This window comes from Tamaricihabitans halophyticus, assembly GCF_004340875.1.
GTDB classification, from domain to species: Bacteria; Actinomycetota; Actinomycetes; order Mycobacteriales; family Pseudonocardiaceae; genus Tamaricihabitans; species Tamaricihabitans halophyticus.
Window position 1 is genome coordinate 845,634 of record NZ_SLXQ01000001.1, and the last position, 26,703, is coordinate 872,336.

General features: G+C 67.8%; 27 protein-coding genes. 16 read left to right on the forward strand and 11 right to left on the reverse strand.

What is annotated here, in order from left to right:
• Positions 1–12: 12 nt before the first annotated feature.
• The gene (locus tag EV191_RS04005; protein ID WP_132875406.1) at positions 13–738 is read right to left on the reverse strand and encodes a Fic family protein; all 726 of its coding nucleotides are present in this window, start codon (positions 736–738) and stop codon (positions 13–15) included.
• Positions 739–901: 163 nt separating this feature from the next.
• Between EV191_RS04005 and acs the strand changes: the two genes are divergently transcribed.
• Together acs and EV191_RS04015 are read left to right on the forward strand one after the other, a co-directional pair.
• Positions 902–2,890: an acetate--CoA ligase gene (gene acs / locus EV191_RS04010; protein ID WP_132875407.1), complete on the forward strand. Its 1,989-nt coding sequence runs from the start codon at positions 902–904 to the stop codon at positions 2,888–2,890.
• 120 nt (positions 2,891–3,010) lie between these two features.
• Entirely contained in the window at positions 3,011–3,475 is a 465-nt protein-coding gene (locus tag EV191_RS04015) for a DUF6319 family protein (RefSeq protein ID WP_132875408.1), read from the forward strand.
• A 55-nt stretch (positions 3,476–3,530) separates the two neighbouring features.
• Here the strand turns inward: EV191_RS04015 and EV191_RS04020 are convergent, their stop codons facing one another.
• Positions 3,531–5,015, reverse strand: a complete 1,485-nt coding sequence (locus EV191_RS04020; protein ID WP_132875409.1) for a peptide MFS transporter — start codon at positions 5,013–5,015, stop codon at positions 3,531–3,533.
• A 121-nt stretch (positions 5,016–5,136) separates the two neighbouring features.
• On the opposite strand from EV191_RS04020, the gene nhaA reads away from it, so the two are divergent.
• From nhaA to EV191_RS04035, 3 genes are all read left to right on the forward strand, one after another.
• Positions 5,137–6,441: a Na+/H+ antiporter NhaA gene (nhaA, locus tag EV191_RS04025; protein ID WP_132875410.1), complete on the forward strand. Its 1,305-nt coding sequence runs from the start codon at positions 5,137–5,139 to the stop codon at positions 6,439–6,441.
• A 66-nt stretch (positions 6,442–6,507) separates the two neighbouring features.
• Positions 6,508–7,053, forward strand: coding sequence for a phage holin family protein (locus EV191_RS04030; RefSeq protein ID WP_132875411.1), 546 nt, complete (start codon positions 6,508–6,510; stop codon positions 7,051–7,053).
• Between the two features lie 7 nt (positions 7,054–7,060).
• Positions 7,061–8,011 (forward strand): alpha/beta fold hydrolase, encoded by a 951-nt coding sequence (locus tag EV191_RS04035; RefSeq protein ID WP_132875412.1) that lies wholly within the window; start codon positions 7,061–7,063, stop codon positions 8,009–8,011.
• 45 nt (positions 8,012–8,056) lie between these two features.
• On the opposite strand, the gene EV191_RS04040 is transcribed toward EV191_RS04035, so the two are convergent.
• From EV191_RS04040 to nth, 4 genes are read right to left on the reverse strand one after another with little or no spacing between them, the layout of a single operon-like run.
• Positions 8,057–9,244, reverse strand: coding sequence for a MarP family serine protease (locus EV191_RS04040; RefSeq protein ID WP_132875413.1), 1,188 nt, complete (start codon positions 9,242–9,244; stop codon positions 8,057–8,059).
• Positions 9,244–10,008 (reverse strand): NUDIX hydrolase, encoded by a 765-nt coding sequence (locus EV191_RS04045; protein WP_132875414.1) that lies wholly within the window; start codon positions 10,006–10,008, stop codon positions 9,244–9,246. Before EV191_RS04045 ends, EV191_RS04040 begins: the two co-directional genes overlap by 1 nt.
• The gene (locus tag EV191_RS04050) at positions 10,005–10,634 is read right to left on the reverse strand and encodes a TlpA family protein disulfide reductase (protein WP_132876138.1); all 630 of its coding nucleotides are present in this window, start codon (positions 10,632–10,634) and stop codon (positions 10,005–10,007) included. Before EV191_RS04050 ends, EV191_RS04045 begins: the two co-directional genes overlap by 4 nt.
• Positions 10,635–10,678: 44 nt before the next feature.
• Entirely contained in the window at positions 10,679–11,431 is a 753-nt protein-coding gene (gene nth, locus EV191_RS04055; RefSeq protein ID WP_132876139.1) for an endonuclease III, read from the reverse strand.
• Between the two features lie 251 nt (positions 11,432–11,682).
• On the opposite strand from nth, the gene EV191_RS04060 reads away from it, so the two are divergent.
• From EV191_RS04060 to dnaN, 4 genes are all read left to right on the forward strand, one after another.
• Positions 11,683–11,934 carry a hypothetical protein gene (locus EV191_RS04060; RefSeq protein WP_132875415.1) on the forward strand — a complete coding sequence of 84 codons (252 nt, stop codon included), beginning with the start codon at positions 11,683–11,685 and terminating at the stop codon, positions 11,932–11,934.
• A gap of 178 nt (positions 11,935–12,112) precedes the next feature.
• A complete protein-coding gene (locus EV191_RS04065) occupies positions 12,113–12,787 on the forward strand; it encodes a Crp/Fnr family transcriptional regulator (protein WP_132875416.1) in 675 nt (224 codons plus the stop codon).
• Between the two features lie 440 nt (positions 12,788–13,227).
• Positions 13,228–14,535, forward strand: coding sequence for an MFS transporter (locus tag EV191_RS04070; protein WP_132876140.1), 1,308 nt, complete (start codon positions 13,228–13,230; stop codon positions 14,533–14,535).
• 42 nt (positions 14,536–14,577) lie between these two features.
• Entirely contained in the window at positions 14,578–15,678 is a 1,101-nt protein-coding gene (dnaN, locus tag EV191_RS04075; protein ID WP_132875417.1) for a DNA polymerase III subunit beta, read from the forward strand.
• Positions 15,679–15,703: 25 nt separating this feature from the next.
• Here the strand turns inward: dnaN and EV191_RS04080 are convergent, their stop codons facing one another.
• Both EV191_RS04080 and EV191_RS04085 read right to left on the reverse strand, forming a co-directional pair.
• A complete protein-coding gene (locus EV191_RS04080; protein ID WP_132875418.1) occupies positions 15,704–16,495 on the reverse strand; it encodes an MBL fold metallo-hydrolase in 792 nt (263 codons plus the stop codon).
• Positions 16,492–17,373: an NUDIX hydrolase gene (locus EV191_RS04085; protein WP_132875419.1), complete on the reverse strand. Its 882-nt coding sequence runs from the start codon at positions 17,371–17,373 to the stop codon at positions 16,492–16,494. Before EV191_RS04085 ends, EV191_RS04080 begins: the two co-directional genes overlap by 4 nt.
• A 312-nt stretch (positions 17,374–17,685) precedes the next feature.
• On the opposite strand from EV191_RS04085, the gene EV191_RS04090 reads away from it, so the two are divergent.
• The 3 genes from EV191_RS04090 to EV191_RS04100 are packed head-to-tail and all read left to right on the forward strand — an operon-like array spanning position 17,686 to position 20,322.
• The gene (locus EV191_RS04090) at positions 17,686–18,591 is read left to right on the forward strand and encodes a PPE domain-containing protein (protein WP_165912812.1); all 906 of its coding nucleotides are present in this window, start codon (positions 17,686–17,688) and stop codon (positions 18,589–18,591) included.
• Positions 18,592–18,614: 23 nt separating this feature from the next.
• The gene (locus tag EV191_RS04095) at positions 18,615–19,373 is read left to right on the forward strand and encodes an ESX secretion-associated protein EspG (protein ID WP_132875421.1); all 759 of its coding nucleotides are present in this window, start codon (positions 18,615–18,617) and stop codon (positions 19,371–19,373) included.
• A gap of 58 nt (positions 19,374–19,431) precedes the next feature.
• On the forward strand, positions 19,432–20,322 hold the full coding sequence (locus tag EV191_RS04100; protein ID WP_132875422.1) for a Gfo/Idh/MocA family protein: 891 nt from the start codon (positions 19,432–19,434) through the stop codon (positions 20,320–20,322).
• Here the strand turns inward: EV191_RS04100 and EV191_RS04105 are convergent, their stop codons facing one another.
• Together EV191_RS04105 and sp36 are read right to left on the reverse strand one after the other, a co-directional pair.
• Positions 20,323–20,778 (reverse strand): RidA family protein, encoded by a 456-nt coding sequence (locus EV191_RS04105; protein ID WP_132875423.1) that lies wholly within the window; start codon positions 20,776–20,778, stop codon positions 20,323–20,325.
• A gap of 3 nt (positions 20,779–20,781) precedes the next feature.
• The gene (sp36, locus tag EV191_RS04110; protein WP_132875424.1) at positions 20,782–20,937 is read right to left on the reverse strand and encodes a Sp36 family protein; all 156 of its coding nucleotides are present in this window, start codon (positions 20,935–20,937) and stop codon (positions 20,782–20,784) included.
• 170 nt (positions 20,938–21,107) lie between these two features.
• Here sp36 and EV191_RS04115 point away from each other — a divergent pair, with 170 nt between their 5' ends.
• The 3 genes from EV191_RS04115 to bagB all read left to right on the forward strand — a co-directional run bounded on the left by EV191_RS04115 (position 21,108) and on the right by bagB (position 23,564).
• Positions 21,108–21,359, forward strand: coding sequence for a hypothetical protein (locus EV191_RS04115; RefSeq protein ID WP_132875425.1), 252 nt, complete (start codon positions 21,108–21,110; stop codon positions 21,357–21,359).
• Between the two features lie 64 nt (positions 21,360–21,423).
• Positions 21,424–22,434, forward strand: a complete 1,011-nt coding sequence (gene bagA / locus EV191_RS04120; RefSeq protein ID WP_132876141.1) for an ATPase BagA — start codon at positions 21,424–21,426, stop codon at positions 22,432–22,434.
• Complete coding sequence (bagB, locus tag EV191_RS04125) at positions 22,431–23,564, forward strand: ATPase BagB (protein ID WP_132875426.1); 1,134 nt, start codon at positions 22,431–22,433, stop codon at positions 23,562–23,564. Before bagA ends, bagB begins: the two co-directional genes overlap by 4 nt.
• Before the next feature lie 33 nt (positions 23,565–23,597).
• Here the strand turns inward: bagB and EV191_RS04130 are convergent, their stop codons facing one another.
• Positions 23,598–23,918: a WhiB family transcriptional regulator gene (locus EV191_RS04130; protein WP_132875427.1), complete on the reverse strand. Its 321-nt coding sequence runs from the start codon at positions 23,916–23,918 to the stop codon at positions 23,598–23,600.
• A 325-nt stretch (positions 23,919–24,243) separates the two neighbouring features.
• Between EV191_RS04130 and EV191_RS04135 the strand changes: the two genes are divergently transcribed.
• Positions 24,244–26,688: a transglycosylase domain-containing protein gene (locus tag EV191_RS04135; RefSeq protein WP_243658739.1), complete on the forward strand. Its 2,445-nt coding sequence runs from the start codon at positions 24,244–24,246 to the stop codon at positions 26,686–26,688.
• The last annotated feature ends 15 nt before the right edge of the window (positions 26,689–26,703 follow it).

Here is a 26,703-nt window from a genome sequence, read left to right on the forward strand (position 1 = left end):
CCTTCAAGAACGCTAGGTGCCCGCGGCGTCGGCGATGCTGGTCGCCTCGCGGGCACCGGCGGTCAGCGCCGAACAGCACAACAACAGCCAGTCCCGCACCCCACCGGCTTCGCCGTTGGCGAACCCGGTGAGCGCCGCGGCGTACTGCTGCGGCTGCCGGTAGAACGCCACTTCCGGCACCAGCAACCCCTTCGGATCCAGCCCGCTCGCGATCATGGTCAACCGCGCGGCCGCCCGCGCGACGACGCCATCGGCGCTCCCGAACGGGCGAAGCGCGAGCAGTTCGCCGTGCACCACGGCGGCAAGCACCGGACCGGGCGCCTTCGTCTCCCCCACGGTCAGCCTGGCAAGCAAGTCCAACCGTTCGGACCCGGAGATCGGCCGCCCAAGCTGGTCCTGGTCGGCGACCAGATCGGCGGCGGCAAGCACATGCAGCCTGGCCAGCACCTGTAGCGGCGCCCGCTGCCAGGTGGCGAGCAGCGGGCCGAGCGCATCGGCCACCCGCAGCGCACCGGCCAGCACCGGATCGGCGATATCGCCGCCCTCCGGGATATCCGGGTTGGCCCCGTCCAGCGCCGCGGAAGCACGCGCCGCGCGCACCGAGGCCTCCGCGGCCGTAGCCGGCCACCCCCTACGGTTCGCCGGATGCCGGTGTACCTCGTCCACCGCTTCGCGGGCCTGCGCGACGGCATCGGATACACCCTCGAGGTCAAGCAATGGGCTCAGCGGGTCGGTCACCGCGCGACCGTACCGCTCGTGGACCGTTCGCCGCGCACCCAGCACCATCCGTTCGCCGTAACTCGCAGGTTTGGCACGGCACGGTAGCGTGCCATGCAGGATTACCGCCGGAGCGGTGACGACTGGGCGGTTACAAGGTCGGTTATCAAGGAGGTCTCGCACCATGACCGAACAGTCCGGGCAGAACCCGGCACTGGACAACCTGCTCAGCGAGAGCAGGACGTTCCCGCCGAGCGCGGAGTTCGCCGCGCAAGCCAACGCGACAGCCGAGATGTACACCACGGCCGACGCGGACCGGGAAGCGTTCTGGGCCACCCAGGCCGAGCAACTGCACTGGGAAACCAGCTGGAGCAAGGTGCTGGACTGGTCGGAGGCGCCGTTCGCGAAGTGGTTCGTGGGCGGCAAGCTGAACGTCGCGTACAACTGCGCGGACCGGCACGTCGCCGCCGGCAATGGCGACCGGGTAGCCATCCACTGGGAAGGCGAGCCGGGTGACTCCCGCACGATCACCTACGCCGACCTGCAGCGCGAGGTCAGCCGCACGGCCAACGCGTTCGCCTCGCTCGGGCTGACCAAGGGCGACCGGGTGGCGATCTACATGCAGATGATCCCGGAAACGGTGTTCACCATGCTCGCCTGTGCCCGGCTCGGCCTTACGCACTCCGTCGTCTTCGCCGGCTTCTCCTCCGAGGCGCTGCGCTCGCGGATCGACGACGCCCAGGCCAAGGCCGTGATCACGGTGGACGGCCAGTTCCGCCGAGGCAAGGTCGCCCCGCTCAAGCCCGCGGTGGACGAGGCGGTGGCGCAGACGCCGAGCGTGGAAAAGGTCGTCGTGGTCAAGCGCGGCGAGAACGACGTCGCCTGGACCGAAGGCAGGGACATCTGGTGGCACGACCTGGTCGATCACCAGTCCGACCAGCACACCGCCGAAGCGCACGACGCCGAGCACCCGCTCTACATCCTGTACACCTCGGGTACCACGGGTAAGCCGAAGGGCATCCTGCACACCTCGGGTGGCTACCTGACCCAGGCCGCGTACACGCACCGGAACGTCTTCGACCTGAAGCCCGAATCGGACGTCTACTGGTGCACCGCGGACATCGGCTGGGTCACCGGGCACAGCTACATCGTCTACGGCCCGCTGGCCAACGGCGCGACCCAGGTGATCTACGAGGGCACCCCGAACTCGCCGCACGAGGCCAGGCACTGGGAGATCGTGCAGAAGTACGGCGTGACGATCTACTACACCGCGCCGACGCTGATCCGGACCTTCATGAAGTGGGGCGATCACCTTCCCGCGGAGTACGACCTTTCCTCGCTGCGGGTACTCGGCAGCGTGGGGGAACCCATCAACCCCGAGGCGTGGATGTGGTTCCGCGAGCACGTCGGCCGCAACCAGGCGCCGATCGTGGACACCTGGTGGCAGACCGAGACCGGGGCGATCATGATCTCGCCGCTGCCCGGCGTCACCGCGACCAAGCCCGGCTCGGCACAGCGCCCGCTGCCCGGTATCTCCGCGAAGGTGGTCGACGACACCGGCGAGCAGGTCGGCCCGGGCGGCGGCGGTTACCTGGTGCTGGACAAGCCGTGGCCAGGGATGCTGCGCGGCATCTGGGGCGACCCGGAGCGCTACCGGGACACCTACTGGTCGCGGTTCGGGGCACAGGGCTACTACTTCGCGGGCGACGGTGCGAAGTACGACGAGGACGGCGATGTCTGGCTGCTCGGCAGGGTGGACGACGTGATGAACGTGTCGGGCCATCGCATCTCGACCACCGAGGTGGAGTCCGCGCTGGTTTCCCACCCGACGGTGGCCGAGGCCGCGGTGGTCGGCGCGACCGATCCGACCACCGGGCAGGGCATCGTGGCCTTCGTGATCCTGCGCGGCGGCGTGGCCGAGGACGAGGCGAAGGGCACCGAGGCGATCACCGCGCTGCGCAACCACGTGGCCACCGAGATCGGGCCGATCGCCAAACCACGGCAGATCATGGTCGTGCCCGAGTTGCCGAAGACCCGCTCCGGCAAGATCATGCGCCGGCTGCTGCGCGATGTCGCGGAGAACCGGCAGGTCGGTGACGTCACCACGCTCGCCGACTCCAGCGTGATGGACCTGATCTCCTCCGGTCTGCAGAGCGACAAGAGCGAGGACTGAGCTGGTATCTGGGGCCCTTTCCGTCGACCGGCGGGAAGGGCCCCAGGCATGCGCGCATCGAACAGTTGTTCTAGTATGCAGCCCTGACGGGGACCGACGTGGCAGGGAGATAACGCGATCATGACCGTGGATACGGCGACGCAGGAACACACGTCCAACGGCGCGGAACAAGCGCCTTCGACCGAGCAGAACGAGCACCCGCAGGCACCGGCAACCGCTGCCGAGCAGCCGGAAAGCGCCGCGAGCACGCCAGCCGAACCGGAAGCCGAAGCAAAGCCGCAGCGGAAGCCACGCAAGCAGTCCACAGCCAAGAAGACGCGTTCGGTCGAGCTGACGCTCACGGTGACCGGGACCGCCGATGGTGAATGGCAGGCCGATGTCGTACACGGCACGAACCGCGTGGTTCGTGGCCTGAACATCCCGGCCGCCGCGGTGTCCAGGGCCGCGAAGGAACTACACGACGACATCTCCGGCGCGATCGAGCAGGTGCTGGAGACCGCGCGGGAACAGCACCGCAGCCGCGTCGAGGAGCTACAGGCGGAGCTGGCCAAAGCGCAGGCGGCGCTGGCCGAGCTGGAGGAGTAGAAGTTCCTCCGTTACCCCCGTTGCTGTTGGCGAACGGGGGTAACGGAGAAGCCGGCTAACGCACCGCAGGCATCAACCGGCGAATCGCCGGGGTGGCAATCGCCAGCAGTACCCCCATGCCCACGGCGATCCCACCGAGGACGCCGAAGTACGCCGCTTCGTTGTCCGCGCTGTAGTTCTCCGCCGCCCAGCCGGCGACCGAGGTTCCGGCGGCCACGGACAGGTAGAACAGCGCGACCGTCTGCGCCTCGAACGCCCGCGGCGCGAGCTTGGTGGACACCGAAAGCCCGACTGGCGATAGGCACAGCTCGGCGAGGGTGAACACCAGTAGCACCAACACCAGGAACAGCACCGGCACCGAGGCGCCAGTCGTCCCGCTCATGGTGACCATCAACAGGAAGGCAAGGCCAACCCCACCAACGCCGAGCGCGAACTTGGTGGCCGTGGACGGCTGCCGGGAGCCGAGCTTGGTCCACATCCAGGCGAACACCGGGGCCAGCGTCACGATGAAGATCGGGATGATCGAGTTTACCCAGGCGACCGGAATCTCCCAGCCGAAGATCTGCCGGTCCACCCGGTTGTCCGCGTAGAACACCATCACGGTGAACTGCTGCTGGTAGAGCGACCAGAATGCGAAGCTGGCCAGAAACAGTGGGATGAACGCGAACACCTGCTTGCGCTCGACCGTATTGATCCGCCTGCTGGTGAGGATCACCACGAAATAGCCGAGCGCGGCGAGCACGATCACCGTGGTGGCCACGTTCACCAGGTTGTCCGCGGTGAGCCAGCCGACCAGCACGGACAACACGATGACGAGCACCGCGGCCACCGCGATGCTCGTGGCGATCAACCGCTGCCCGCCGACGATCGGATTCGGCACCTTCCGGCCTTCCTCCGGCAGGTCCCTGCGCCAGATCACGTACTGGGCCAGGCCGAGCGCCATACCGACCGCGGCTACGCCGAAGCCATAGTGGAAGCCAAGTCTGGTCTGCAACAGGCCGGTAAGCAGTGGACCAACCAGTGCACCAAGGTTGACTCCCATGTAGAAGATGGAGAATCCCGCGTCCCTGCGCTCGTCCCTCGCGCTGTAGAGGAGTCCCACCAGCACTGTCGCGGTTGCCTTCAGCCCACCGCTGCCGATGGCGACAAGTACGAGTCCAATGCCGACACCGGTCAGCCCGGGGAAGACCGCGAGACTGACGTGGCCGAGCAGGATCAGCACGCCGCTGTAGAACAGCGTGCGCTCCGGTCCGAACAGCCGGTCGGCCACCCAGGCACCGAATACCGTGGACAGATAGACGGTGCCACCGTAGGCGCCGACGATGCCCGCGGCGGTGTCCTTCGGAAGGGCTAACCCGCCATCGGCAACCGACCAGTAGAGGTAGATCGTGAGAATCGCTTGCATCCCATAGAACGAGAAGCGCTCCCACATCTCCACCCCGAACAGGTTGGCCAACCCCTTGGGGTGACCAAAGAATTTTCGGTCAAATCCGACATCGGGGTCGTCGGTCGGACCGTCGGTAGTGGACTGATTACTCACCCTTCCTCCATTGGTCTAGACATATTCGGCCGCATGGTATTTACCATTAGGATGTTGTCCCGGTGTGCCGGGAAGTCTGGTCGGCAGTAGATTTGTGCTGCCGATTTGAGGGAGGAAGATCTTGACTTCAACCGCCCGGCCGGTATCCGAGTTCGCACGGTACCTCCGTACCGAGACGGTCGGCGGGATGTTGCTTCTTGGCGCGGCGGCGGTCGCGCTGATCCTGGCCAACTCGCCGCTGATGGACCTCTACCAGTCCGTCCGCGACACCGAGATCGGCACCGACTTCCTGCATCTCAAGCTCAGCGTCGGCGACTGGGCAAAGGATGGCCTGCTCGCACTGTTCTTCTTCGTGGTCGGGCTGGAACTCAAACGCGAGCTGGTGATCGGCGAGTTGCGCTCGATCAAGGCGGCCGCGCTACCCATCATCGCCGCCGCCGGCGGCATGCTCTTCCCCGCGGTGATCGCCCTGTCCATCGCGGGCGGCGAGCCGGGAATGGACAAGGCCTGGGCGATCCCGGTGGCCACCGATATCGCCTTCGCGCTCGGCGTGCTCGCGCTCACCGGCTCCGGGATGCCGAGCAGCGCACGGGTCTTCCTGCTCAGCCTGGCCGTGGTCGACGACCTCGGCGCGATTCTGATCATCGCGATCGTGTTCACCGCCAGCTTCGACTTCGTCGCACTGGCCATCGCCGCCGCCGCCATGGCGCTCTACGCGTTCCTGCAGTACAAGCGAGTCCGCACGGCCTGGCTGTACGTCCCGATCGGGATCATCACCTGGATCGCGGTACACGAAGCGGGTATTCACGCCACCATCGCGGGTGTCGCGCTCGGCATGCTCACCAGGGTCAAGCCGGACAAGGGCGAGCACGAAGCACCCGCACTACGCCTCGAGCACCGGCTACAGCCCTGGTCCGCCGGCTTGGCCGTGCCGGTCTTCGCGTTCTTCGCGGCGGGTGTCCCGCTGACCGGTGAGGCGCTGCGCGATGTGTTCACCCAGCCCATTCCGCACGCGATCATGTTCGGCCTGATCGGTGGCAAGCTACTCGGCATCTTCGCCACCTCGTGGGTGGTGGTGAAACTCGGTATCGCCGCGAAACCACGCAACCTCGGGCATCTGGACATGATCGCGATCTCGATGCTCGGCGCGGTCGGCTTCACGGTGAGCCTGCTCATCGCCGAACTCTCGCTGGATGGCCAGCAAGCGGAGGAAGCCAAGGCGTCCGTGCTGATCTCCTCGGTGATCGCCGCGCTGATCGCCTCCCTGCTGCTGATCAGGCGAAGCAAGGCGCACGCGCACGACGACGAGAACGTACCCGACGGCCCCAACGGAGAATCAGGCGAATCGGACACGACGACCGACTCGTCCGCCGATCCGTCCGGTTCGGCCAAGGGCGGGCACACCCCGCCTGACCGGGAGGCCTAACGCGTTCGGTGGGTCGCTGCGAGCGGGCGGTGCGCGGCGTTGCGTGGCGCATGGCACGATGACCGGGTGACCAGCGAACCCCACCGCAACTCCGGCAGCGGAACCGACGGCACACCGCCAGTGTCCTCGATCCCGCTGACCGACGATCGAAACGGGAACGGCTCTGTTGGCGGTCAGTCGATCGGCGACCTGGTCAAGGACGCGTCCTCGCATGTGTCCACATTGGTCAGGGCCGAGATCGAACTGGCGCGCGCGGAGATCACCAGCGAGGTCAAGAAGGGCCTCAAGGGCAGCGTGTTCTTCATCGCGGCGCTCACCGTGCTGATGTTCAGCCTGTTCTACCTGTTCTTCGCGCTAGCCGAGCTGCTCTATGACATCGGGCTGTACCGCTCGGCTGCCTTCGGCATCGTCTTCCTGCTGATGCTGCTTACGGCCGGGCTGCTGGCTTTCCTCGGCTGGCGCAAGGTACGCAAGATCCGCGCACCGCAGCGAACGATCAGCTCGATGAAGGAAACCGCGGCCGCGCTCAAGCCACGTGGTTCCGCCGAGCACTCCGAGCTGCCCGACCAGGCCGAGGTGAATCGGCTGACCGGCGGGCCCACCAGTCGGTAAGCCGAGGATGCGGGCCCGCCCAGATCCGTCCACGGTGCGGATCGATGGCCCGTGGACGCACCATGACGTGTACGCCAACGGCATCCGGCTGCACGTCGCCTCGCTCGGATCTGGCCCGCTGGTCGTACTGCTGCACGGCTTCGGCGAGTTTTGGTGGGTCTGGCACCGGCAGCTGGACGCGCTCGCCTCGGCTGGTTTCCGCGCGGTCGCGGTGGATCTGCGCGGTTACGGGGACTCCGACAAACCTCCGCGCGGTTACGACGGCTGGACCCTGGCTGGCGATGTCGCCGGGCTGGTCAAGGCAATGGGCGCGCGGCGTGCGCATTTCGTCGGGCATGCCTGGGGCGGGATGCTCGCCTGCACCGTGGCAGCCCTGCATCCCAGGGTGGTCTCCTCAGTCGGCCTGCTTGGCGCTACCCATCCGCTCGCGTTACGCGGGCAGATCGCGCGCACCGCGTTTCGGCGACGCGGGAACAACCAGCTGCGCGCGGCCGGCCACCTGTTCCGCTTCCAGGTCCCGATGCGCCCGGAGCGCTGGCTAACCCACGACGACGCGGCAAACACCGAGAAACTGGTGCGCGGCTGGGCGGCACCACGCTGGCGGGACAGCGCGGACTACCAGGCGAGCATCCCGTGGTTACGCAGGGCGATGCAGGTGCAGGGAGTCGCCCATAGCGCGCTCGAGTACTACCGCTGGGCCTTTCGTTCCCAGCTGCGTGGTGATGGTCGGCGGTTCGCGGCCGCGGTCGCGGCGCCGAGCCCGGTACCGATGCTGCAGATACACGGCGAGCTGGACACCTGCGTACTACCGAACACCGCGCGGTTGGCGCAACGCTGGGGCGGTACGGACTACAAGTACCAGGAGCTCAGCGAGGTCGGGCACTTCCCGCATCTGGAAGCCCCCGCCGAGACCAACGCGCTGCTTCTGAACGCGCTCCGCCAGGCCGAAAAGCACTAACCCGGCGACCTCGCTAACCTCAAAGAACGCGATCACGGAGGGTGGTTAGCCGCTGGTACACGGGCCGGTGCCGACCTCCTGCGTCATCCGCGGCGCCGCGCGCACCTCGTCGCCGATCTCGCTGGTGGTGAGCACGAACCCGGTCTCCGGATCGTCCGTGGCAGCACCGAAGACCAAACCGGTGATACTGCCGCCTGGGTCGACCATCGGTCCCCCCGAGTTACCGCTGCGCACCAGCGCCCGCACGGTGTACACGTCACGCGGCACGCTGTTGTCCCCGTAGATGTCCGGCCCCTGCAGCTGGATACGCTGCCGCACCCTGGCCGGCGACGCGGTGTACGGCCCATCCAGCGGGTAACCGAGCACGATCGCGTCATCGCCGGCAACCGCCTCCGGGGAAGCGATCGGCAGCGGCCGCGCGGGCAGCCCGGGCACCGCGAGCATCGCGATATCCGCGTTCGGATCGAAGTGCACCACGTACGCGGGCAACCGCTCACCGGCCATATCGACGGTCACGTCGGTCGTACCGGCGACCACGTGCGCGTTGGTCATCACCCGCTCCGGCGCGACCACCACGCTGGAGCCCTCCAACGACCGCGAACAGGCCGGCGCCCTGCCCTGCACCTTCAGCACGCTCGACTGCACCCGCTGTACGACCTCGCTGTTCTGCAAGCCCGCATCGGGTGGACCAACCTCGGTGATCGGCGTACGGGAGAACGGGTCGATTGCCGCCGGGAAGCCCGAGGCATCCAGCAGCGCACGCAGCTCGCCGGGAAACTCCTGCGCGCCCGGCGGAATCAGCTTGTCCACCGCGCCAAGCACGGTGGACCCCTTGACCGCCGAAACGAGACCGGGCATCCCGGTCGCCGAGGTGAGCGGCATGGCGATCAGCCAGGCAACCACGAAGACCACGAAGCCCTGCACCACCGCGCCGAACACGCTGTCCACGCCGTCGATCTTGCGCGAGGTGATCTTCTTCTTGAGCTTTCGCCCGAGATATACCCCCAGCATCTCGCCGATCGCGACCAGCAACACCACGATGGCCACGGCGAACCCGACCTTCGCGGCCGGATGGTCGAAGTTCTCCACGATCAGCGGCGCCAGCCGGATACCGCCGATCGCCCCGATCAGCACGCCGACAAAGGCCGGCAACGCGACCACGAACCCTTGCCGCGCGCCGGAAATCGCCGCGAGCAGGGCGAGCACGATGACCAGGATGTCTACCCAGTTCACTAGGTGGCCTCCGCCGGTTCGGTCGCACTGCCGCCGGAGTCGCATCCGGCCGATGGTTGCGCGGCACGTGCCGCGGCCGCCAAGGCTACGTCAAGGTCGCGCACATCTCGGTCATCCCACGGCTCGGCCCAGCCGGCGGCGTCGAGCAACCAGGTGAGCACGCCCGCGGTGAAGCCCCACACCAGCATCCCGGGTAGGCCAAAGGCAGGGCCCCGGTAGTGCTTCCGTATTCGCACCAGGAAGCGGTTGGCCGGATCAACCAGCTCGGCCACCGGCACCCTGGCGACCGCGGCCACTTCCCCGTCGTCGACCACACCAACCGGGCTCGGCCGCTCCCAATGGGCCAGCACTGGAGTTACCCGGAAACCGGATACCGGCACGTACATCTCGGGCAGCAGCGCGACCGGACGTACCCCGGCCGGATGCACCCCGGTCTCCTCCTGCGCCTCACGCAACGCGGTGTCCACCGGACCACCGTCCGCGGGCTCGGCGCCACCACCGGGAAACGCGACCTGCCCGGAATGCACGTCGCCGCCATCAGCCCTGCGCAACAGCAGTACGTCGGGCAACGCGCCGCTCGCCGATGGCGCGCCGAACAGCATGAGTACCGCCGCTGACCGCAAGCCGGGATCGTCCGGCGGCGTCAACCGGCCGATATCGCGGCCGTCCGTGACCGAGGTGGCCCGCACCAGGTCGCGCAGCCAGCTGGGCACGGTGTGCGGGTCGACAAGTGGCCCTGGTTCAGCGCCCCATCCCGCGGTCATCGGCCCTCCTGTCGTTGCGGGGCGGTCGCTGGCTCGTCCGCATAGCGCCGCACCGCTTCCCGCACCTGCTCGACCTCAGTGAACACGCGTGGTTCACGCACGAAATGCACCTCGCCGTCCGGCGTCAGCAGGTAGCTGGCTGGCAATCCAGTTGGCACCCGCAGCGCGCGTTTGACGCTGCCGTCGGTGTCATGAAAGGAGGGGAATCGCACACCAAGTTCCTCGACGAGCTCGAGCCCGCCCTGTCGATCGCTTTCCACCTGTAGCCCAACAACCTGCGCGGCCCCCGACTCCTCGGCGTAGCGCTGCAGTACCGGCAGCTCCTCCCGGCAGGGCTGACACCAGGTCGCCCAAACGTTCACCACCGTGGTTTTCCCGGCAAGCGCGCTACCCAGGTCGGTCGTCTCGCCGTTGCCGAGACACTCCGCGCGCGCTCCGCGCAGCTGCGCGATCTCCGTCCCGCTACCCGTAGGGCAGGCCTGGAGATCGGCCGCGACTCGGGCGGCGTCCAGGCCCGGTTCGGCGGCCTCGTCACCACCGCTTCCCTGATCCCGCGGCCAGAGCGCGACCACCGTGGCAAGCAGCAGCACCGCGGCGACCAGTGCCCAGCGTGCGGGCACGGTCAGTCCGCGCGGGGCTCCGTCAGCCGGCTCGCGCTCTGCCTCCTGGTTCATGCCCGCACCTTTTTCGGGCCCCGCGGCTTTCTCTGGCGTTGTGCCTTCTTCGGCTGTTGTGGCACACCGGCGCGTTCGGCGAGGTCAAGCAGATGCGGGGTTTCCGGGCCACGCAGCAGTTTCCCCGCCTCGGCCGGTTCCACCGGCCCGGTGCCGAACGAGGGGCACTGCTTGGCCAGAAAGCAAGCGCCGCAGGCGGGGCGCCGGGCGTGACAAACGCGCCGGCCGTGGAAGATCACGCGGTGCGAGAGCATCGTCCACTCCTTGCGCGGGATCAGGGCGCCAACCTCGTGTTCGACCTTGACCGGGTCTTCCTCGCTGGTCCAGCCCCAGCGCCGGACCAGCCGGCCGAAATGCGTGTCCACGGTGATGCCTGGCACGTCGAAAGCGTTGCCGAGCACCACATTCGCGGTCTTGCGGCCGATCCCCGGCAGTTGCACCAGCTCGTCCAGCTTGGCCGGCACGGCGCCATCGAACCGCTCGACCAGCAAGCTGCCGAGGCCAAGCAGCGAGTTCGCCTTGTTCCGGTAGAAACCCGTTGACCTGATCAGTTCTTCCAGCTCAGTGCGGTCCGCCCCGGCGTAATCCGCGGCCGTCGGGTACCGCGCGAACAACGCGGGCGTGACCTCGTTTACCCGTTTGTCGGTGCACTGCGCGGACAGGATGGTGGCCACGACCAGCTCGAGCGGGTTCCGGAAATCCAGCTCGCAATGCGCGTCCGGATAACCCTCGGTAAGCGCGCGCACCATCCGCCTGGCACGTCGTACCAGGCCGAGGCGAGTTTCGCCGCTGGCGTTGGGCACGCTTACACCTGACTCGGCGTCACTCTTTCGGGGGTAGCTGCGAGCTTCGGAGGCCACCCCGATAGCCTACGGGCGAGGAGTGTGACCCCGGTGTGTGCCCGGGACACGCCGGGCATGCGGTTCAGCGCCCCGATATCCGCAGTAAGCGAGGATAAGACGATGAGTGCCGACTCGACCGGGATGGGCAGGTCGCACGGATGACTGTATGGCTGGCAATCGCGGTTCCGTTCGTGATCATGTTCTTCGCTCTGTTCATGGAGCGGGTAGAGACCCGGTTGCGGCATGTCGCCGTACAGGAAGAAGAAGTCGAAGAGTTTCTCGAGCAGGCCCGACCGAATGAGGTCAGGGCGCTCTACGGACACGGGATTGGCCGCGCGCTGGAAATGTTTCGGCTGCGCCGCCGCAGCGGCAAGACAGGCAGGCTGCACGCGAGGCGTACCCGGGGGTAGGGTCAGCCGATTGGCGAGCACGTCGCAGGCCGTACGCATCCCGCTAGCTGGGAACACAGTGTGATGATTCGGCGAGCCGGCGGGCGAATTTCGACCAAAGCCCTACACTGCACGTAGTGATCGGCGACATGACGGCCCAACCCGGGTCGGCGTGCCGCGTCCCAACAGGAGGCACGAGGTGGACGAAACCCTGGCCCGCGCGGGCATCTTTCAGGGTGTGGAGCCGGCGGCGGCAGAAGCACTTGCGCAGACGCTCGAAGCAGCCGAGTTCCCGCGTGGACACGTGATCTTCAACGAGGGCGAACCTGGTGACCGCCTGTACATCTTGCAGTCCGGCAAGGTGAAGGTCGGCCGGAAATCCCCGGACGGCAGGGAGAACCTGCTACAGATCATGGGCCCGTCAGACATGTTCGGTGAGCTGTCGATCTTCGACCCAGGGCCGCGCACGTCCACCGCGACCACGGTGACCGAAGTGCGCGCGCTGACCATGGACCGGCAGGCACTGCGGCAGTGGATCAGCAACCGGCCGGAGATCGCCGAGCAACTACTGCGCGTGTTGGCCCGCCGACTGCGCCGGACCAACAGCATGGTCGCCGACCTGATCTTCACCGACGTTCCCGGTCGCGTGGCGAAGGCGCTGCTGCAGCTGGCGCAGCGATTCGGCTCGCAGGAGGCCGGCTTGCTGCGGGTCACGCATGACCTCACGCAGGAGGAGATCGCGCAGTACGTCGGCGCCTCGCGGGAGACCGTGAACAAGGCACTTGCCGATTTCGCGCACCGCGGCTGGCTGCGGCTGGAAGGCAAAAGCGTGCTGATCCTCGATCCGGAACGGCTCGCCCGCCGCGCCCGCTGACCCGGCTCGCCGCGGCCGCAAGATTCCTAAAGAACGCGATCGAGCTAGACATGCAAGAAGGGCCGGGCGCCACCCCCGACGTGGCGCACCGGCCCTTCTTGTGTGTGCGCGGTTCGTCCCCCGACGTTCCGCGCTCCCCGCCCTCCGGCTCATAGGCCCCGACCCTTGGCTCGGAGGGAACTTATGGAGTTTGCCCGCTGGCTTCGGTCAGCGAAGTCTGTTTTCGAGGTCTCGTATCGCCGTTCTTCGTGGTGACACGTGCCCTGCCTAGTACAACCATGGCACGGCCCCACCCGGGTAACTCAACCCTTGTCACTCGTTAAGACTCTTGGGGATACGCATTCGTTGCGCGACTTCTTCCGAAAATCGATCCAACGTTATTAAACCGAGATCAACTGACCCGGCGGCAACACGAACCGGTGACTCAGCGCACCGGCAAAATGACTGGTACGCACGTGCAATTTTACTGCATACTGGTACGCGTGTCTCAGTCCGCTGATTCTGGCCAGGCACATACCGGCCAGATCCGCCTCACCGATTACCGCGCCGCGCTAACCGCCCCCGGCGCGCGCTGGCCCGTGCTCGCCTCACTGCTCGGCCGGCTACCGATCGCGATGATCGCGATCTCCGCGATGCTCTACACCCAGCGCGAGATGGGCTCGTTCGCGCTGGCCGGGGTCGTCTCCGCGAGCATCCTGATCGGCGTCGCGATCGCCTCGGTAGCGCAGGGACGGATCGTGGACAAACTCGGTCCGACCAGGCCGCTGCTGGTACTGGCGAGCGTCTTCCTGGTGGCCAGTACCGCGCTGATCCTGGCGATCGACGGGCATGCGGCGGAGTGGCTGCTGGTGATCCTGGCCTTCCTGGTCGGCGCGAGCGAGCCGATGGTCGCCTCACCGTCCCGTGCCCTGTGGATGCGCCTGGTACCCGCCGGTTCGGTACGCGCGGCGGCATACGCCTACGAGGCGATCAGCATGGAGGTCTTCTTCATCCTCGGTCCGGGGATCGCGGGCTTGCTGATCGGTCTGCCCTGGCCCGGCCTCGGCTTGGCCATCGGGGCCGGCTGTATGGCCGCCGGCGCGGTCGCGTTCGCGCTCAGCCCCGCGGCACGCGCCTGGCGAGGCGAGCCGGATGCCCCAGCCAAGTCGCTACTCGGCGCGCTGGCCAGCACCGGGATGCGCACCCTCACGATCGCGGCGTTCGGTTTCGGCGTAGTGATCGGCTTCGTCGAGGTGGCAGTGCCGGCCTCGGCGACGAACGCGGGCGTGCCGACCGTCGGTGGGCTGCTGCTCGGGCTGTGGTCGTTGAGCTCGGTTGTCTGCGGGGTGCTCTACGGGCTCCGGCCGTGGCCACGGCCGATGCATCTGCGACTGCCGGTACTACTCGGCGGTTTCGGCATCCTGGTGACGACGCTGGCCATCCCGGACTCGCTGTGGGCGCTTGCCGGGTTCATGCTGCTCGCTGGCGTGCTGATCACCCCGCAAGCCACGGCGCACTCGGCCACCGTGGAGCTGGTCGCGCCGCGCGGCACGATGACCGAGGCTTTCGGCTGGGTGATCACCGCCGTCACCCTCGGCCTTGCCGCCGGCCAGTCGGTGTCCGGCACGCTGGTCGAACATGCCGGCCCGTGGTTGTCCTTCCTTGCCGCCGGGCTGAGCGGCCTGCTACTGGCCGGCGTGGTGTGGTCGTTCCGGCGAACCGTCGCCAAGCCCAAGGTGGCGGGATCGGTGCTGGCGCCGGTCGGCTGAGCCAGCCAGAACTGTCGGGGCCCGGCCGTAACCTGCGCTGCCATGGACGTCACCGCCGACACCACCGCGTTAGCGGCCGCTGCCGCCGAGGTCACCAAGGTCCTGCCGAGTAGGAGTGGTGGCTCGGCGGGTGCCCGTGTGCTGCTCGAGGCCTCGGGCACGGAGCTGACGCTGACCGGTAGCGAACCGGATCAGTTGCTGCGCACCAGCGGGTCGGCGATGGTGCATACCGACGGCAGCGTGCTCGTACCCGCCCGGGTACTGGCGGATACGCTGCGCTCCTTCGATGATCCGCAGGTCCGCCTCGCCGTGGAAGGCAGCCGCCTGGCGGTACGTGCCCAGCGTGGCCGCTTCGCGTTGCCCGTGCTGGACCCGGCCACCGAGCCGGAACGGGTCGAATGCCCGCCGGCTGCTGGTTCGGTGCCCGCAGCCGAGTTCGCCAGCCTGCTGCGCACGGTCGCGGGCGCCGCGGCCAAGGATGATGCCCTGCCAATGTTCACCGGGGTGCGGTTCAACGCCGTCGAGGACCAGCTCCGGCTGATTGCCTGTGACCGGTTCCGGATGGCCATAGGCACGTTGCCCTGGGCTGGCGAGCCACTGGACAGCGCCGTGCCAGCCGCGCTGCTCAGGGATTTCGCCGGCAGTATGGCCAACAAGGGCGCACGGGTCGCGCTGCATGCCGGGCCGAACCGGCTCGGCTTCGGCTGGGGCGGGTCGACACTGGTGACCGCCGTGCTGGACGCCGGGTTCCTGGATGATGCGCGAATCGTCACGGACACCGTGGATACCTCGGTCGAGGTGTGCGCGGACGAGCTGAGCGGGGCGATCCGGCGGGTTGGCACCTTCCTCGACCCGCGTGGCGCGCTACAGGTCAGCGTGGACGATGGTGAGCTGCGGGTTTCGGCCGCATCGGAGTACGCGGGCGAGGCAGCCGAGACGTTGAAGGCCACGGTGCACGGCGGGCGCACCAGCCCGCGGTTTCAGGCGCGCTACCTCGCCGAAGCCGTACGCCCGTTCAGCGGCGGCCGCATCCGGCTGGATATCCAACCCGGGCTGCGTGCCACGGTTCTCACACCGGCCGCGGAGAGCACCGAAGACACCCCGACGGGCCTGCGCTACCTGGTGATGCCGTTGCGCCAGTAACCGACAACCTCAGTAACCGACAACCTCAGGCTTCGGCGCGCAGGTAGTCCAGCTGTGCCCGGACGGACCATTCGGCAGGGCCCCACAGTGCCTGGTCGACGTCCGCGTAGACCAGCTCGACGACCTGCCGGGGCGTTGCCGAGGCACCAAGCTGGCGCAGCGCGTCGCGCACCTGGTCCAGCCGCTCTTCCCGGTGGCGCAGGTAGTACCGCGCGGTCTCGGCGAGATCCGCCATCTCCGGCCCGTGTCCTGGCAGTCCGCGCACCCCAGCCGGTAGATCCACCAGCACGCGCATCGAATCCAGGTACGCCCCGAGCTGGCCGTCCGGATGCGCGATCACCGTGGTTCCCCTGCCGAGCACGGTGTCCCCGGTGAGCACGGCTCGCTCGCCCGCGTGGCTGACGTCCAGACAGATGGAGTCCGCGGTATGGCCCGGGGTGTGCAGCACCCGCAGGTCGAGCCCGGCCGCGCGGACGACATCCTCGTGTTGCACGGCGGTGGCGTCCTGGCAGAGCGCCGAGTCAAATGCCCGCACCGGAGCGCCCATCTGGTCCGCGAGCCAACCGGCGCCCTCGCTGTGGTCGCCGTGGTGATGGGTCAGCAGCACCAGCTCGGCAGGGCCACAATCGGCGACCAGCTCGAGGTGCTCGAGATCGTGGTAGCCGGGGTCGACGATCACGCAGTGGGCACTGTCCGGGGCACGCAACACCCAGGTATTGGTGCCTTCCAAGGTCATCGAGCTCGGATTGCGTTCCAGTAGCACCGAGGCGAACGGGGTCACCTGACGAAGCTCGCCGTACCACGGGTGTGCCGTCATGACTGCACCTCGTCGTCCGGCCGAGCATCCAGATGCCCAGCAGCCGTCGGGTAGCTCGGATCGCCCGGCAGTACGAGTCGGAGCTTGCGGCCTTCGCGGGTCACCTTCGGGATGACCTTCTCCAGCCGGCGCTCGGCGGCAAGCACCTCGGCCACGGTGCCGAACCGGGACAGCTCGGTGAGCGTGCGCCAGGTGGGCGGCATCAGCCCGCACCGGCCGGCCTTCCAGTCCTCGATAGCGTCGTCCGGCCGGAACCAGCCGGCGGATTCCGCTTCGGTCGTAGCACCGTCGGCATGCTGGCCATCTGGCAGCGTGGCGACCAGGAATCGAGTGTCGTACCTGCGCGGCTCCGACTCCGGTGTCACCCAGTTCGCCCACGGGCGGAGCAGGTCGGCCCGAAGCACCAGGCCGGCGTCGGCGAGGAACTCGGCGAGCGAGAGCTCCCTGTTCACCAGCGCGGTACGGGCAGCCGCGTAGGGGCGCGGATCGCGCACGACCGAATCGGCGTCCGGGCCGGCAAGCAGCACCCCGGACTCCTCGAAGGTTTCCCGCACCGCGGCACAGACCAGCGCGCTGGCCAGACCGCGTGCACAGTCGAACACCTCGGCCCACCATGCGGGCGGGTTGCCGGTCCACTCGAGCGCACTGTCCGCGTCGCGGTTGTCCACCCCGCCACCGGGAAAGACGCTCATCCCACCGGCGAAGGCCATGCCGGTGACCCTGCGCAGCATGAATACCTCGGGCCCTGCGGAGGTGTCTCTGAGCAACATCACCGTCGCCGCGTCTCGCGGGGTGGCCGGTGGGTCTGGCGGTTCCGCCGGGAATGCCCCCTCGGGTACGTCAAACTGCTCGGGTAGCTCGACCACGGGCCCGACCATAACCCGTGGCGACCGGGGGATCGAGCCTCTTGATCGAGTTTTCTGGCCTCGGCCGATGCCCCGATCGTGGGGCAAGCCGCCATCCGGCGGAACTCAGCGAGTGCCCTGGCTAACTATCGGCTAAAGTCCCCTGAACGGTTACGATCACTGCGCGGTCGGTTGCGGACGGTCGGTGATCGCCGCGCGTCAGCTCGCCCGGAACGAGCAGACGCCCAAGGAGCAGGGACCCAAGAGCAGGGACATTGCCGACGACGGGCTGGGCATTGACTGGAACGCACCGGTCGAGGAACGCCCGCACGGATGGAGCGTGACATGCCGCTGTCCGGTCAGCAGATCTACGAGAACTTCCAGCAGGGCCGCGGCGGCGCCGGCCTCGGCGAGACCGCGGGAATCCTGCGCGATCTGGCAGGCAACTACACGAGCCGGGCGGACCGGCTCGGCACGCTGACCGGTGCGCTCGATACGGCATGGACGGGTAAGGCCGCGGGCGCGGCGGGTGGCTCGGCCGCGCCGATCGCCAAGGAGTTCGCGCGGACCGCACCGGATCTGGCGACCATGCAGGACCTGGTGCAACGCCAGGTCAGCTCATTCGATAGTGCGAAAAGCTCGGTCTGCCCCGTGCCACCCGCGCCACACAAGCCAGGGCTATGGGATAACCTCTCCGGCTTGGTCGGCGATACTTTCGAGGCCAAGCAGGCGGCGCATAACAACGCCGCGCAGCACAACGTCGATGTGATGAACAACTACGCGCTGGCCACCGAACACCACGCCAACGGGATGCCCAGCTCGGTCGGTGCGACGGCAACGGCCGATTCGGGCACCGGGGTGTCCAGCGCGGCGATTGCCGGTAACGCGATGACCGGCGCGCCAGCCGCGGCATTGGGAACGGCCACTGGAGCCGGCTCGTTCTCCGGAGTACTGCCGATCGGCGGGGAAGCCAGCGGAGCTGGACTCGCCGGTACGGCGCCGATCGGTTCGGTACCCGCGAGCCGGGCCGGCACCGTCGGTGGTGGTGGCGGTGGAATCGCCGCCGCGGCCAAACCAGGTTCCACCCGCTCGGATGACGATCCGAGCATTCCAGGGCCCGCTGGTGGCACCGTCGGGGGTGTGCGTTCAGCGGGCGAGGACCAGCTGTGGTCCTCGTTCCTCGTCGACAACGACGCCGATGCGGTGTTCGGCACCGACGAGTCGACCGCACCGCCAGTAATCGGTGAGTAGTCAAACCCCTCGGAGCGCCAGCTTTGCTTTCACACCCGGTCACGATCTCAGCGGCGTCGCTTGCCACGCTGCTGCACAGGGAGCGGATCGGTGTACCGCACATCACCCTGAGCCCCACCGCGATGTGGCTGGACCACGACGAGCGCCGGGACGCGGACAAGCAGGCCGGCGAGGAGATCGACGGGCTCGAGGTCGGTGATCAGCGCGGGCTGGATGTGGAGTTCGCCGCCTCGCTCGCGGTGTTGTGCCGGCCGACCGTGGAGTACTACGGCTGGATCAACGAGGGCAAGACCACGCTGGCCGTGCTCGCCGCCTCGATCGGGAACGAGGCGGTGCTCGCCGTCCGGGAAAACGAGACGGTGTTCATCAACCAGCTCGACCCGGAGCGGCTGCCGGAGGGGCTGGTCGCGCAGATCCCGGAACTGGCGCCGGCCAAGGGCAAGCCAATCAATGTGGCGCAGGAGGAAATGCTCGCCGAGGCCGAGCAGGCACGTACGCCTTCGCGGGTGATCACCCGGACCGCGAGCCACGCCGTGCGCCAGGTGCAGAGCATCAGTTCGCTGCCGACCGACGGCGGCGGCGAGCTGTACGTCGCGGTGCGGGACAGCCTGGGCCGGCGCAAGCACACCGAGCAGCCGTTGCGGTACGCGGACACCTCGGAGGGTCGGTGGCTGAACATCACGCTGCCGGGCCAGGCCAGAACGATGCTGGTGATCAGCCCTGGCACGCGAAAGGACATCGCGCGGCGGATGCGCGATATGCACGCCGCGTTGACCGACTGAATTGACCTACTCGGCAGGGCCTTGACCGATTGAGTGGGACGCGTGTCAAGGTAGCGGGGTGGACGAACAGCTACGGGTCGGTTTGGTTGGCGCGGGTCCGTGGGCGCGCTCGGTGCATGCGCCCGGCCTTGCCGATCACCCTGGCACCAGACTCACGACAGTGTGGGCGCGCCGCGCCTCGGCCGCGCAGGAGGTAGCGGGGTCGACCGGCGCCACCGTCGCGGCGGACTGGCCGGCGCTGCTCGACGAGGTTGACGCGGTCGCTTTCGCGGTGCCGCCGGATGTGCAGGCCAAGCTTGCCGCGCAGGCGGCTGCCGCCGGTAAACATCTGATCCTGGAGAAGCCGCTGGCGCTCGACCTGCCTGCCGCGGAGCGCCTTGCCGGTGCGGTCGCCGAGGCCGGCGTGGTCGGCATGCTGATGCTGAGCCGCCGGTTCGCCCCGGAAACCGTGGCGTGGCTTGCCGAGTTGCGCCGGCTCGGCGAGTGGTCCGGCGGCGACGCGAAGTGGCTTGCCGGGTCGTTGCTTGCCGGTGACTACTCGGGTTCGCCGTGGCGGCACGAGGGCGGCGCGCTTGTCGATATCGGGCCGCATGTGCTTGATCTGCTCGATGCCGCGCTTGGTGAGATCACTGGGGTACCCGCGGCGAGCCGTACCGCCGATGATCTCTGGCATCTGACGCTGGATCACGCGGGCGGCGCCCGGAGTAGCTGCACGCTGTCCATGCGCCTGCCGCTGCGGCCGAGCGTGCTGGAGTTCGCGGTGTACGGCCGGCATGGCTACCGGGCGCTGAGCGGGCGGCCGTCGTCGAATCAGGAGTGCTTCACGGCGTTCCTCGACGATTTCGTGGCGATGGTGGCCAGTGGCACCACCGCACACCCCTGCGATATCCGGCGCGGGCTGCATCTGCAGCGCGTGCTCGAGACCGCCCGTCAGCGCGCTGACGGCTAGCTACTCGACCTCGACGATGAGCTCGACCTCGACGGGTGCGCCGATGGGGAGTTCGGCGACGCCCACCGCGGATCGGGCGTGCTGGCCCGCGTCCCCGAAGATCTCCTTGAACAGGTCGGATGCCCCGTTGGCTACCGCTGGTTGGCCGGTGAATCCTTCGGCGGAGGCGACGAACACGACGGCCTTGACGATGCGGACCACCGAGTCGATACCGACCAGCGAGTGCACCGCGGCCAGCGCGTTCAGCGCGCAGGTCCGGGCGTGCCGTTGGGCTTCTTCCGGGCCGATCTCGGCGCCGACCTTGCCGGTGGCTGCCAGCGCGCCGTCCACGAGGGGCAGCTGACCCGCCGTGTACACCAGCGAGCCGGTGCGGATCGCCGGTACGTAAGCGGCTACCGGTGGCGCGACTCCGGGCAGTTCGATGCCGAGTTGGTTGAGCTTGTCGCTCCAGGTCACGGATTACTCCTTCGGCCGCTTGAGGTAGGCGACGTGCTGTTCGCCGGTCGGGTTGTTCAGGACGGTCACCAGCTCCCAGCCGTCCTCGCCCCACTGGTCGAGGATCTGCTTGGTCGCATGGATCAGCAATGGCACCGTTGCGTACTCCCACTTCGTCATGGGGCAGGAGCGTAGCCGGAAGGCGCGAGCGACCATCGGATCGGGCGTAGCCGGAAGGCGCGAGCGACCATCGGATCGGGCGTAGCCGCCGACCGCGCTAACCTTAAAGAACGCGGTTACGGAGCGTTATCGGTGGCTCGGCGCGGCTGGCGCCGCTACGGTGATCTTCCGTGGAAGGTTGGCGGATCATCGCGACGGTGCTGCTCGGCGTTGGCGGAATCGTGCTCGTGCTGGTGACCATGGCACAGGTGCGCGAGCGCAGCGGCAGCACGGCGGGTCAGGTCGCGATCTCCGGCGCCGTGGCGTTCACGCTTGTCGTGCTCGCCGGGCTGCTCACCGCGACGGTGCTGCCCGCCGGCGTCGCCTGGACGCTCGTGGTGGTCATCGGCGGGATAGCCGGGCTACTGGTGCTCACCGGCTGAGCTCGCCCGAGTGACCATATGCGACAGTGCCGGCCGCCCATCCAGTTACCCTGGTCGGGTGACTATGCCCCTCGCTGGTTCCAGTGTCGGCTGGACTGAGGAGATTGCCCGCGCCCGGCTGCACGTCGTGTCCGGCAAGGGCGGCACCGGCAAGACGACGGTCGCGGCAGCGATGGCACTCGCGCTCGCCCGTGGCGGGAAGCGGGTGCTGCTGGCCGAGGTCGAGGGCAGGCAGGGCATCGCGCAGCTGTTCGGCACCGAGCCCCTGCCCTACGCGGAACAGCGCATCGCGGCCGCGCCGGAGGGCGGCGAGGTCTACGCGCTGCACGTGGATGCCGAGGCCGCCCTGCTCGATTTCCTCGACATGTTCTACAACCTCGGTTTCGCCGGCCGCACGCTGCGCAGGATGGGCGCGATCGAGTTCGCCACCACCCTGGCACCCGGCCTGCGGGATGTGTTGTTCACCGGCAAGCTCATGGAATGCGTCCGGCGGGTCGACCAGAACGGCCGGCGCACCTACGACGCGGTCGTCTTGGACGCGCCGCCGACCGGCCGGGTGGTGCAGTTCCTCGACGTCACCAAGGCCCTTTCCGACCTGGCGAAAACCGGTCCGATCCGCGGCCACGCGGATAAGGTGGTCAAGCTCGTGCACTCGCAGGACACCGCGGTTCACCTGGTCACCCTGCTGGAAGAACTGCCGGTACGGGAAACCCTGGATGCCGTCGCCGAGCTGGATGGCGCGGATCTGCGCCCCGGTGCGGTCATCGTGAATCGGGTACGTCCGCCGCGGCTGCCGGCCGACGTGGTCGCCCACACGACGACCGGCGAGCTGGACAGCGAGCGAATCCGCGTCGAGTTGGGCGAGGCTGGCCTCGAACTTTCCGCGGAAACCGTGACCGGGTTGCTCGCGGAAACCGTGGAACACGCCAACCGGATCACCGCCGAGCACACCGCGCGGGAACAGCTCGCGGAAGCTGACCTGCCGGCGATCGAACTCGCCGAACTCGCCGAGGGCGTGGACGTTGAGGCGCTTTACGAGCTGGCCGATCTGTTGACCGCGCAGGGGGTACGGTGACCAGCCCGAAGCTACAGGTCGACAAGTTGCTGGACGACCAGGACACCAAGGTGATCGTCTGCTGCGGCTCAGGCGGGGTCGGCAAGACCACCAGCGCGGCCGCGCTGGCGCTGCGCGCGGCGGAACGGGGCAGGCAGACGGTGGTGCTGACGATCGACCCCGCCCGCAGGCTGGCGCAGGCCCTCGGGCTCAAGGAACTCGGCAACCATCCGCGACAGGTGCAGCTGCCCGACTGGGAACCAGCAGGCGAGTTGTGGGCGATGATGCTGGATATGCGGCGCACCTTCGACGATATGGTGCTCACCCACGCGGGCAAGGAACGCGCCGAACAGCTACTCGCGAATCCCTTCTACCAGACGATTTCCACGTCGTTCTCCGGCACACAGGAGTACATGGCGATGGAGAAGCTGGGCCAGCTCGCCGCGACGGGGGAATGGGACCTGATCGTGGTGGATACCCCGCCGAGTCGTTCCGCGCTGGATTTCCTGGACGCGCCCCAGCGGCTGTCCAGCGCCTTGGACAGCCGGCTGCTGCGGATGCTCGCGGCGCCGGCGCGCGCGAGTGGCCGGGGCATCCGCAAACTGGTCGGCACCGGATTCACCCTGTTCACGAAGGCCATCTCGACGATTCTGGGCGGCCAACTACTCACCGACGCCTCCGCGTTCATGCAGGCATTCGACAGTATGTTCGGCGGTTTTCGAGAACGCGCAGAAAAGACCGCGAAACTGCTCAGCTCGCCGGGTACCGCGTTTCTCGTGGTGGCCGCGCCGGAACCGGATGCGCTGCGCGAAGCGGGCTATTTCGTGGACCGGTTGGATGGCGAAGACATGCCGCTGGCCGGCCTGATCGTGAACCGCACGCATCCGGTGCTGGCGAAGAAACTCACCGCGAACAAGGCACTTGCCGCGGCGGAATCTCTGGAACGGGAGGATTCCGCCGCACCGTCGACGAGCGCGATGCTCCGAATCCATGCGGATCGCGTCGAGCAGGCGAATCGGGAGCAGCGGCTGCTTGCCCGGTTCACCAGGGCACACCCGATCGTCTCGATCGCGCGGGTACCTGCGATGGCCAGGGATGTACACGATGTGGCCGGGCTGCGCGCGATCGGTGACCGGCTCGCCGGTGACTGACCAGCTGGCCAGTCACCGGGATAGGAACCGGGCTCAGGAAACCTGCACGTGGTCCCGTCGCGCTTCGCTCAGTAGTTCCCGCCAGGAGGACACTTCGGGCCGGCGGCGCAGCACCGCGCGCCTTTCCCGCTCGGTCATGCCGCCCCACACGCCGAACTCAATTCGGTTGTCCAATGCCTCGGCGAGGCATTCGGTACGTACCGGACAGGACACGCATACGACTTTCGCTTTGCGCTGCTCAGCGCCGCGCACGAACAGCTGCTCTGGATCCTCGTCCCGGCATGCTGCTTTGACCCGCCAATCGGCCTCGGTTGCCGCACTCACCTCGACCGATTCGTCTGTACCCAGGTACATCACGCCCCCAGTTCTCTTACGCGCTCACTACCCTCCACCGGCACCTCCCCGGTACCGTGTCCGCTTTCCGCTGCCATTCCAGACCAATCGACAGCTAAGCGAACGCCTGTCGTGAGACGTTGACGGACAATAAAGGTATCTGGTTCCGAAAACAACACTGGCCGGGTGAGGTTTTCCGGGTGTTCACGGATCGCCAGACAACTAACGCCCGGATGGGCAATTGCGCGAAGATCGAATACCACCGATTGGCGCTACCTGAGTACGGCACGTAACTCATACCCTGCGGGGACCGACCCGCCCGATTCGGAACGCGTACCCTGAGTTCGTGCGCGCTCGCGAAAGCTTCTTCAAACTTGCCGGCCTTTGCCTGCTCGCCGGCGTATTGGTCGCTGGCCTGATCTTCCCTGTCGCCGGCTCGATGGGCGTGTTGACCAATCAGGCGAGCGACACGATCGACAAGCTCTCCGCGAATGTGCTCACCAGTCAGCCGCCGCTGATCACGACGCTGACGGATGTGAACGGCAAGCCGATCGCCTACCTCTACGACCAGTACCGGGTGCCAACGGCGCCGGACGAGATCTCGCAGACCATGAAGGACGCGATGATCTCCATCGAGGATCGCCGGTTCTACGACCACCAGGGCGTGGACGTCCGAGGCACCCTGCGAGCTTTGATCAGTAACCAGACCGGCGGCGATACCCAGGGTGGTTCCACCCTCACCCAGCAGTTCGTGAAGAACTACCTGATCAACGTCTCGTACCGGAACAACAAGGCCGAGCAGCAGCGCGCGCAGGAAACCTCGGTCGCTCGTAAGGTCCGCGAGGCGCGTATCGCGGTGCAGCTAGAGCAGCAGATGAGCAAGGACGAGATCCTTGCCGGCTACCTGAACGTGGTGGAGTTCTCCCAGCAGGTTTACGGGGTTGGCGCTGCCGCGCACGCCTATTTCGGCACCACCCCGGACAAGTTGAACGTCACGCAGTCCGCGCTGCTCGCGGGCATGGTGAACAACCCGACCATGCTGGACCCGTGGAACTATCCGAAGGAAGCACTCGAGCGCCGCAACGGCGTTATCGATCGGATGGTGCGGGACAACAAGATAGCCCCCGCCGACGCCGAGGAAGCAAAGCAGGAAGATCTCGGGGTGCTGCCCGAGCCGGACAAACCCGACCGCAGTTGCCTTTCCGCCGATCCGAAGTATGGCTTCTTCTGCCAGTACGTGGAGGACTATCTCTCGTCGGCTGGGATCGACAAGGACACGCTCTACTCCGGCGGCTACACGATCAAGACCACGCTGGACCCGAAGATCACCAATGAGGCCAAACGGGCCGCGGAAGCCGGCGTGCCGAAGACGCAGGAGGGCGTAGCCAACACCCTTTCGGTGGTCCGCCCTGGCAAGGACAAGCACCGGGTGGCCGCGCTGGTCGCCAACCGGGACTACGGGGTGAACGCGGAGGCCGGGCAGACCACCTATGGGCTGCCCTACCGGGTCGCGAACAACTTCGGCGCGGGGTCGATTTTCAAGACCTTCACCGCCGCGGCCGCGCTGGAACACGGCAGGGGCATCCAGCAAACCGTCCCGGTGCCAGGGACCTTCGTTTCGAGCAAGTTCGGTGGTGGCGGGCCGAACTGTCCAACCGGCCCGACCGGAATCGTCTGGTACTGCGTGAGCAACACCGGCGACTACAGCGGCTCGATGACCCTGCAGGACGCGCTGGCCCAGTCGCCGAACACCGCCTTCGTCGCCCTCGAGGAAGAGGTCGGCATGAAGCCGGTCGTGGAGATGGCGAGCAGGCTCGGTCTGCGCAACACCATGTCCAACACGATCGCCGGTGCGGCGCCCGACCCCGAAGCGGACCGCGAGGAGGACCGGCTGAGCCAGCTGGCCTACTACGGGCCGAGCGAGAACAGTCCGGGCAAGGCCTCGTTCACGCTGGGTCCCGGCGCGGTCAGTGGGTTGGAGCTGGCCAATGTGTCCGCCACGCTGATGAGCGGTGGCACCTGGTGCCCGCCCACCCCGATCGAGGAGATCACCGATCGCAATGGTGATCCGGTGAAGATCCAGGACCAGCCCTGTGAGCAGGTGGTTTCCGAGCCGCTGGCGAACTCGATGGTGCAGGGGATGAGCAAGGACGACACCCCTGGCGGTACCTCGTACAACGCGGCGAGCAATGCCGGCTGGTCCCGGCCGATGCTCGGCAAGACCGGTACCACGCAGGACAACAAGTCGGCCGCGTTCATCGGTGCCACGCCGCAGCTGGCCGCCGCCGCGATGACCTTCCCGGACGGCTCCTCCCCGCAGGGTCTGTGTGGCACGCCGCCGCAGCTGTGCGGCGCGAACGGCGGGGATATCTTCGGTGGTAAGACCCCAGCGACGACCTGGTTCGACGCGATGGGGCCGATCCATGCGGGGATGCCGGAGAAACCGCTTCCTCCTGCAGATCCGCGCTATGAGTTCGGCGGTCCCACGATCACCGTGCCGTACGTGCTCAACTGGAAGGTCGAGGACGCCAAGGGCGCGCTGGCCAAGGCCGGTTACACCGTGGAGGTGAAGGACTGGGACTCCACCAGCGCGGCGGGGACGGTGCTCGGCCAGACACCGATGGGCGTCACCGGCCCGGGCGGCAAGATCACGCTGTATGTGAGCACCGGAAACGACCCGAAGCCGGAGACCGTCGGCGGGGCCGAGCCCCAGCCGGGCACGCCACCGGATGCGACGAACCCAGCGCCGCCGCCAGCCGCGCCAGGCGATGACGAAGGCGGCGACGGCTAGGCCAGCGCTAGGTCG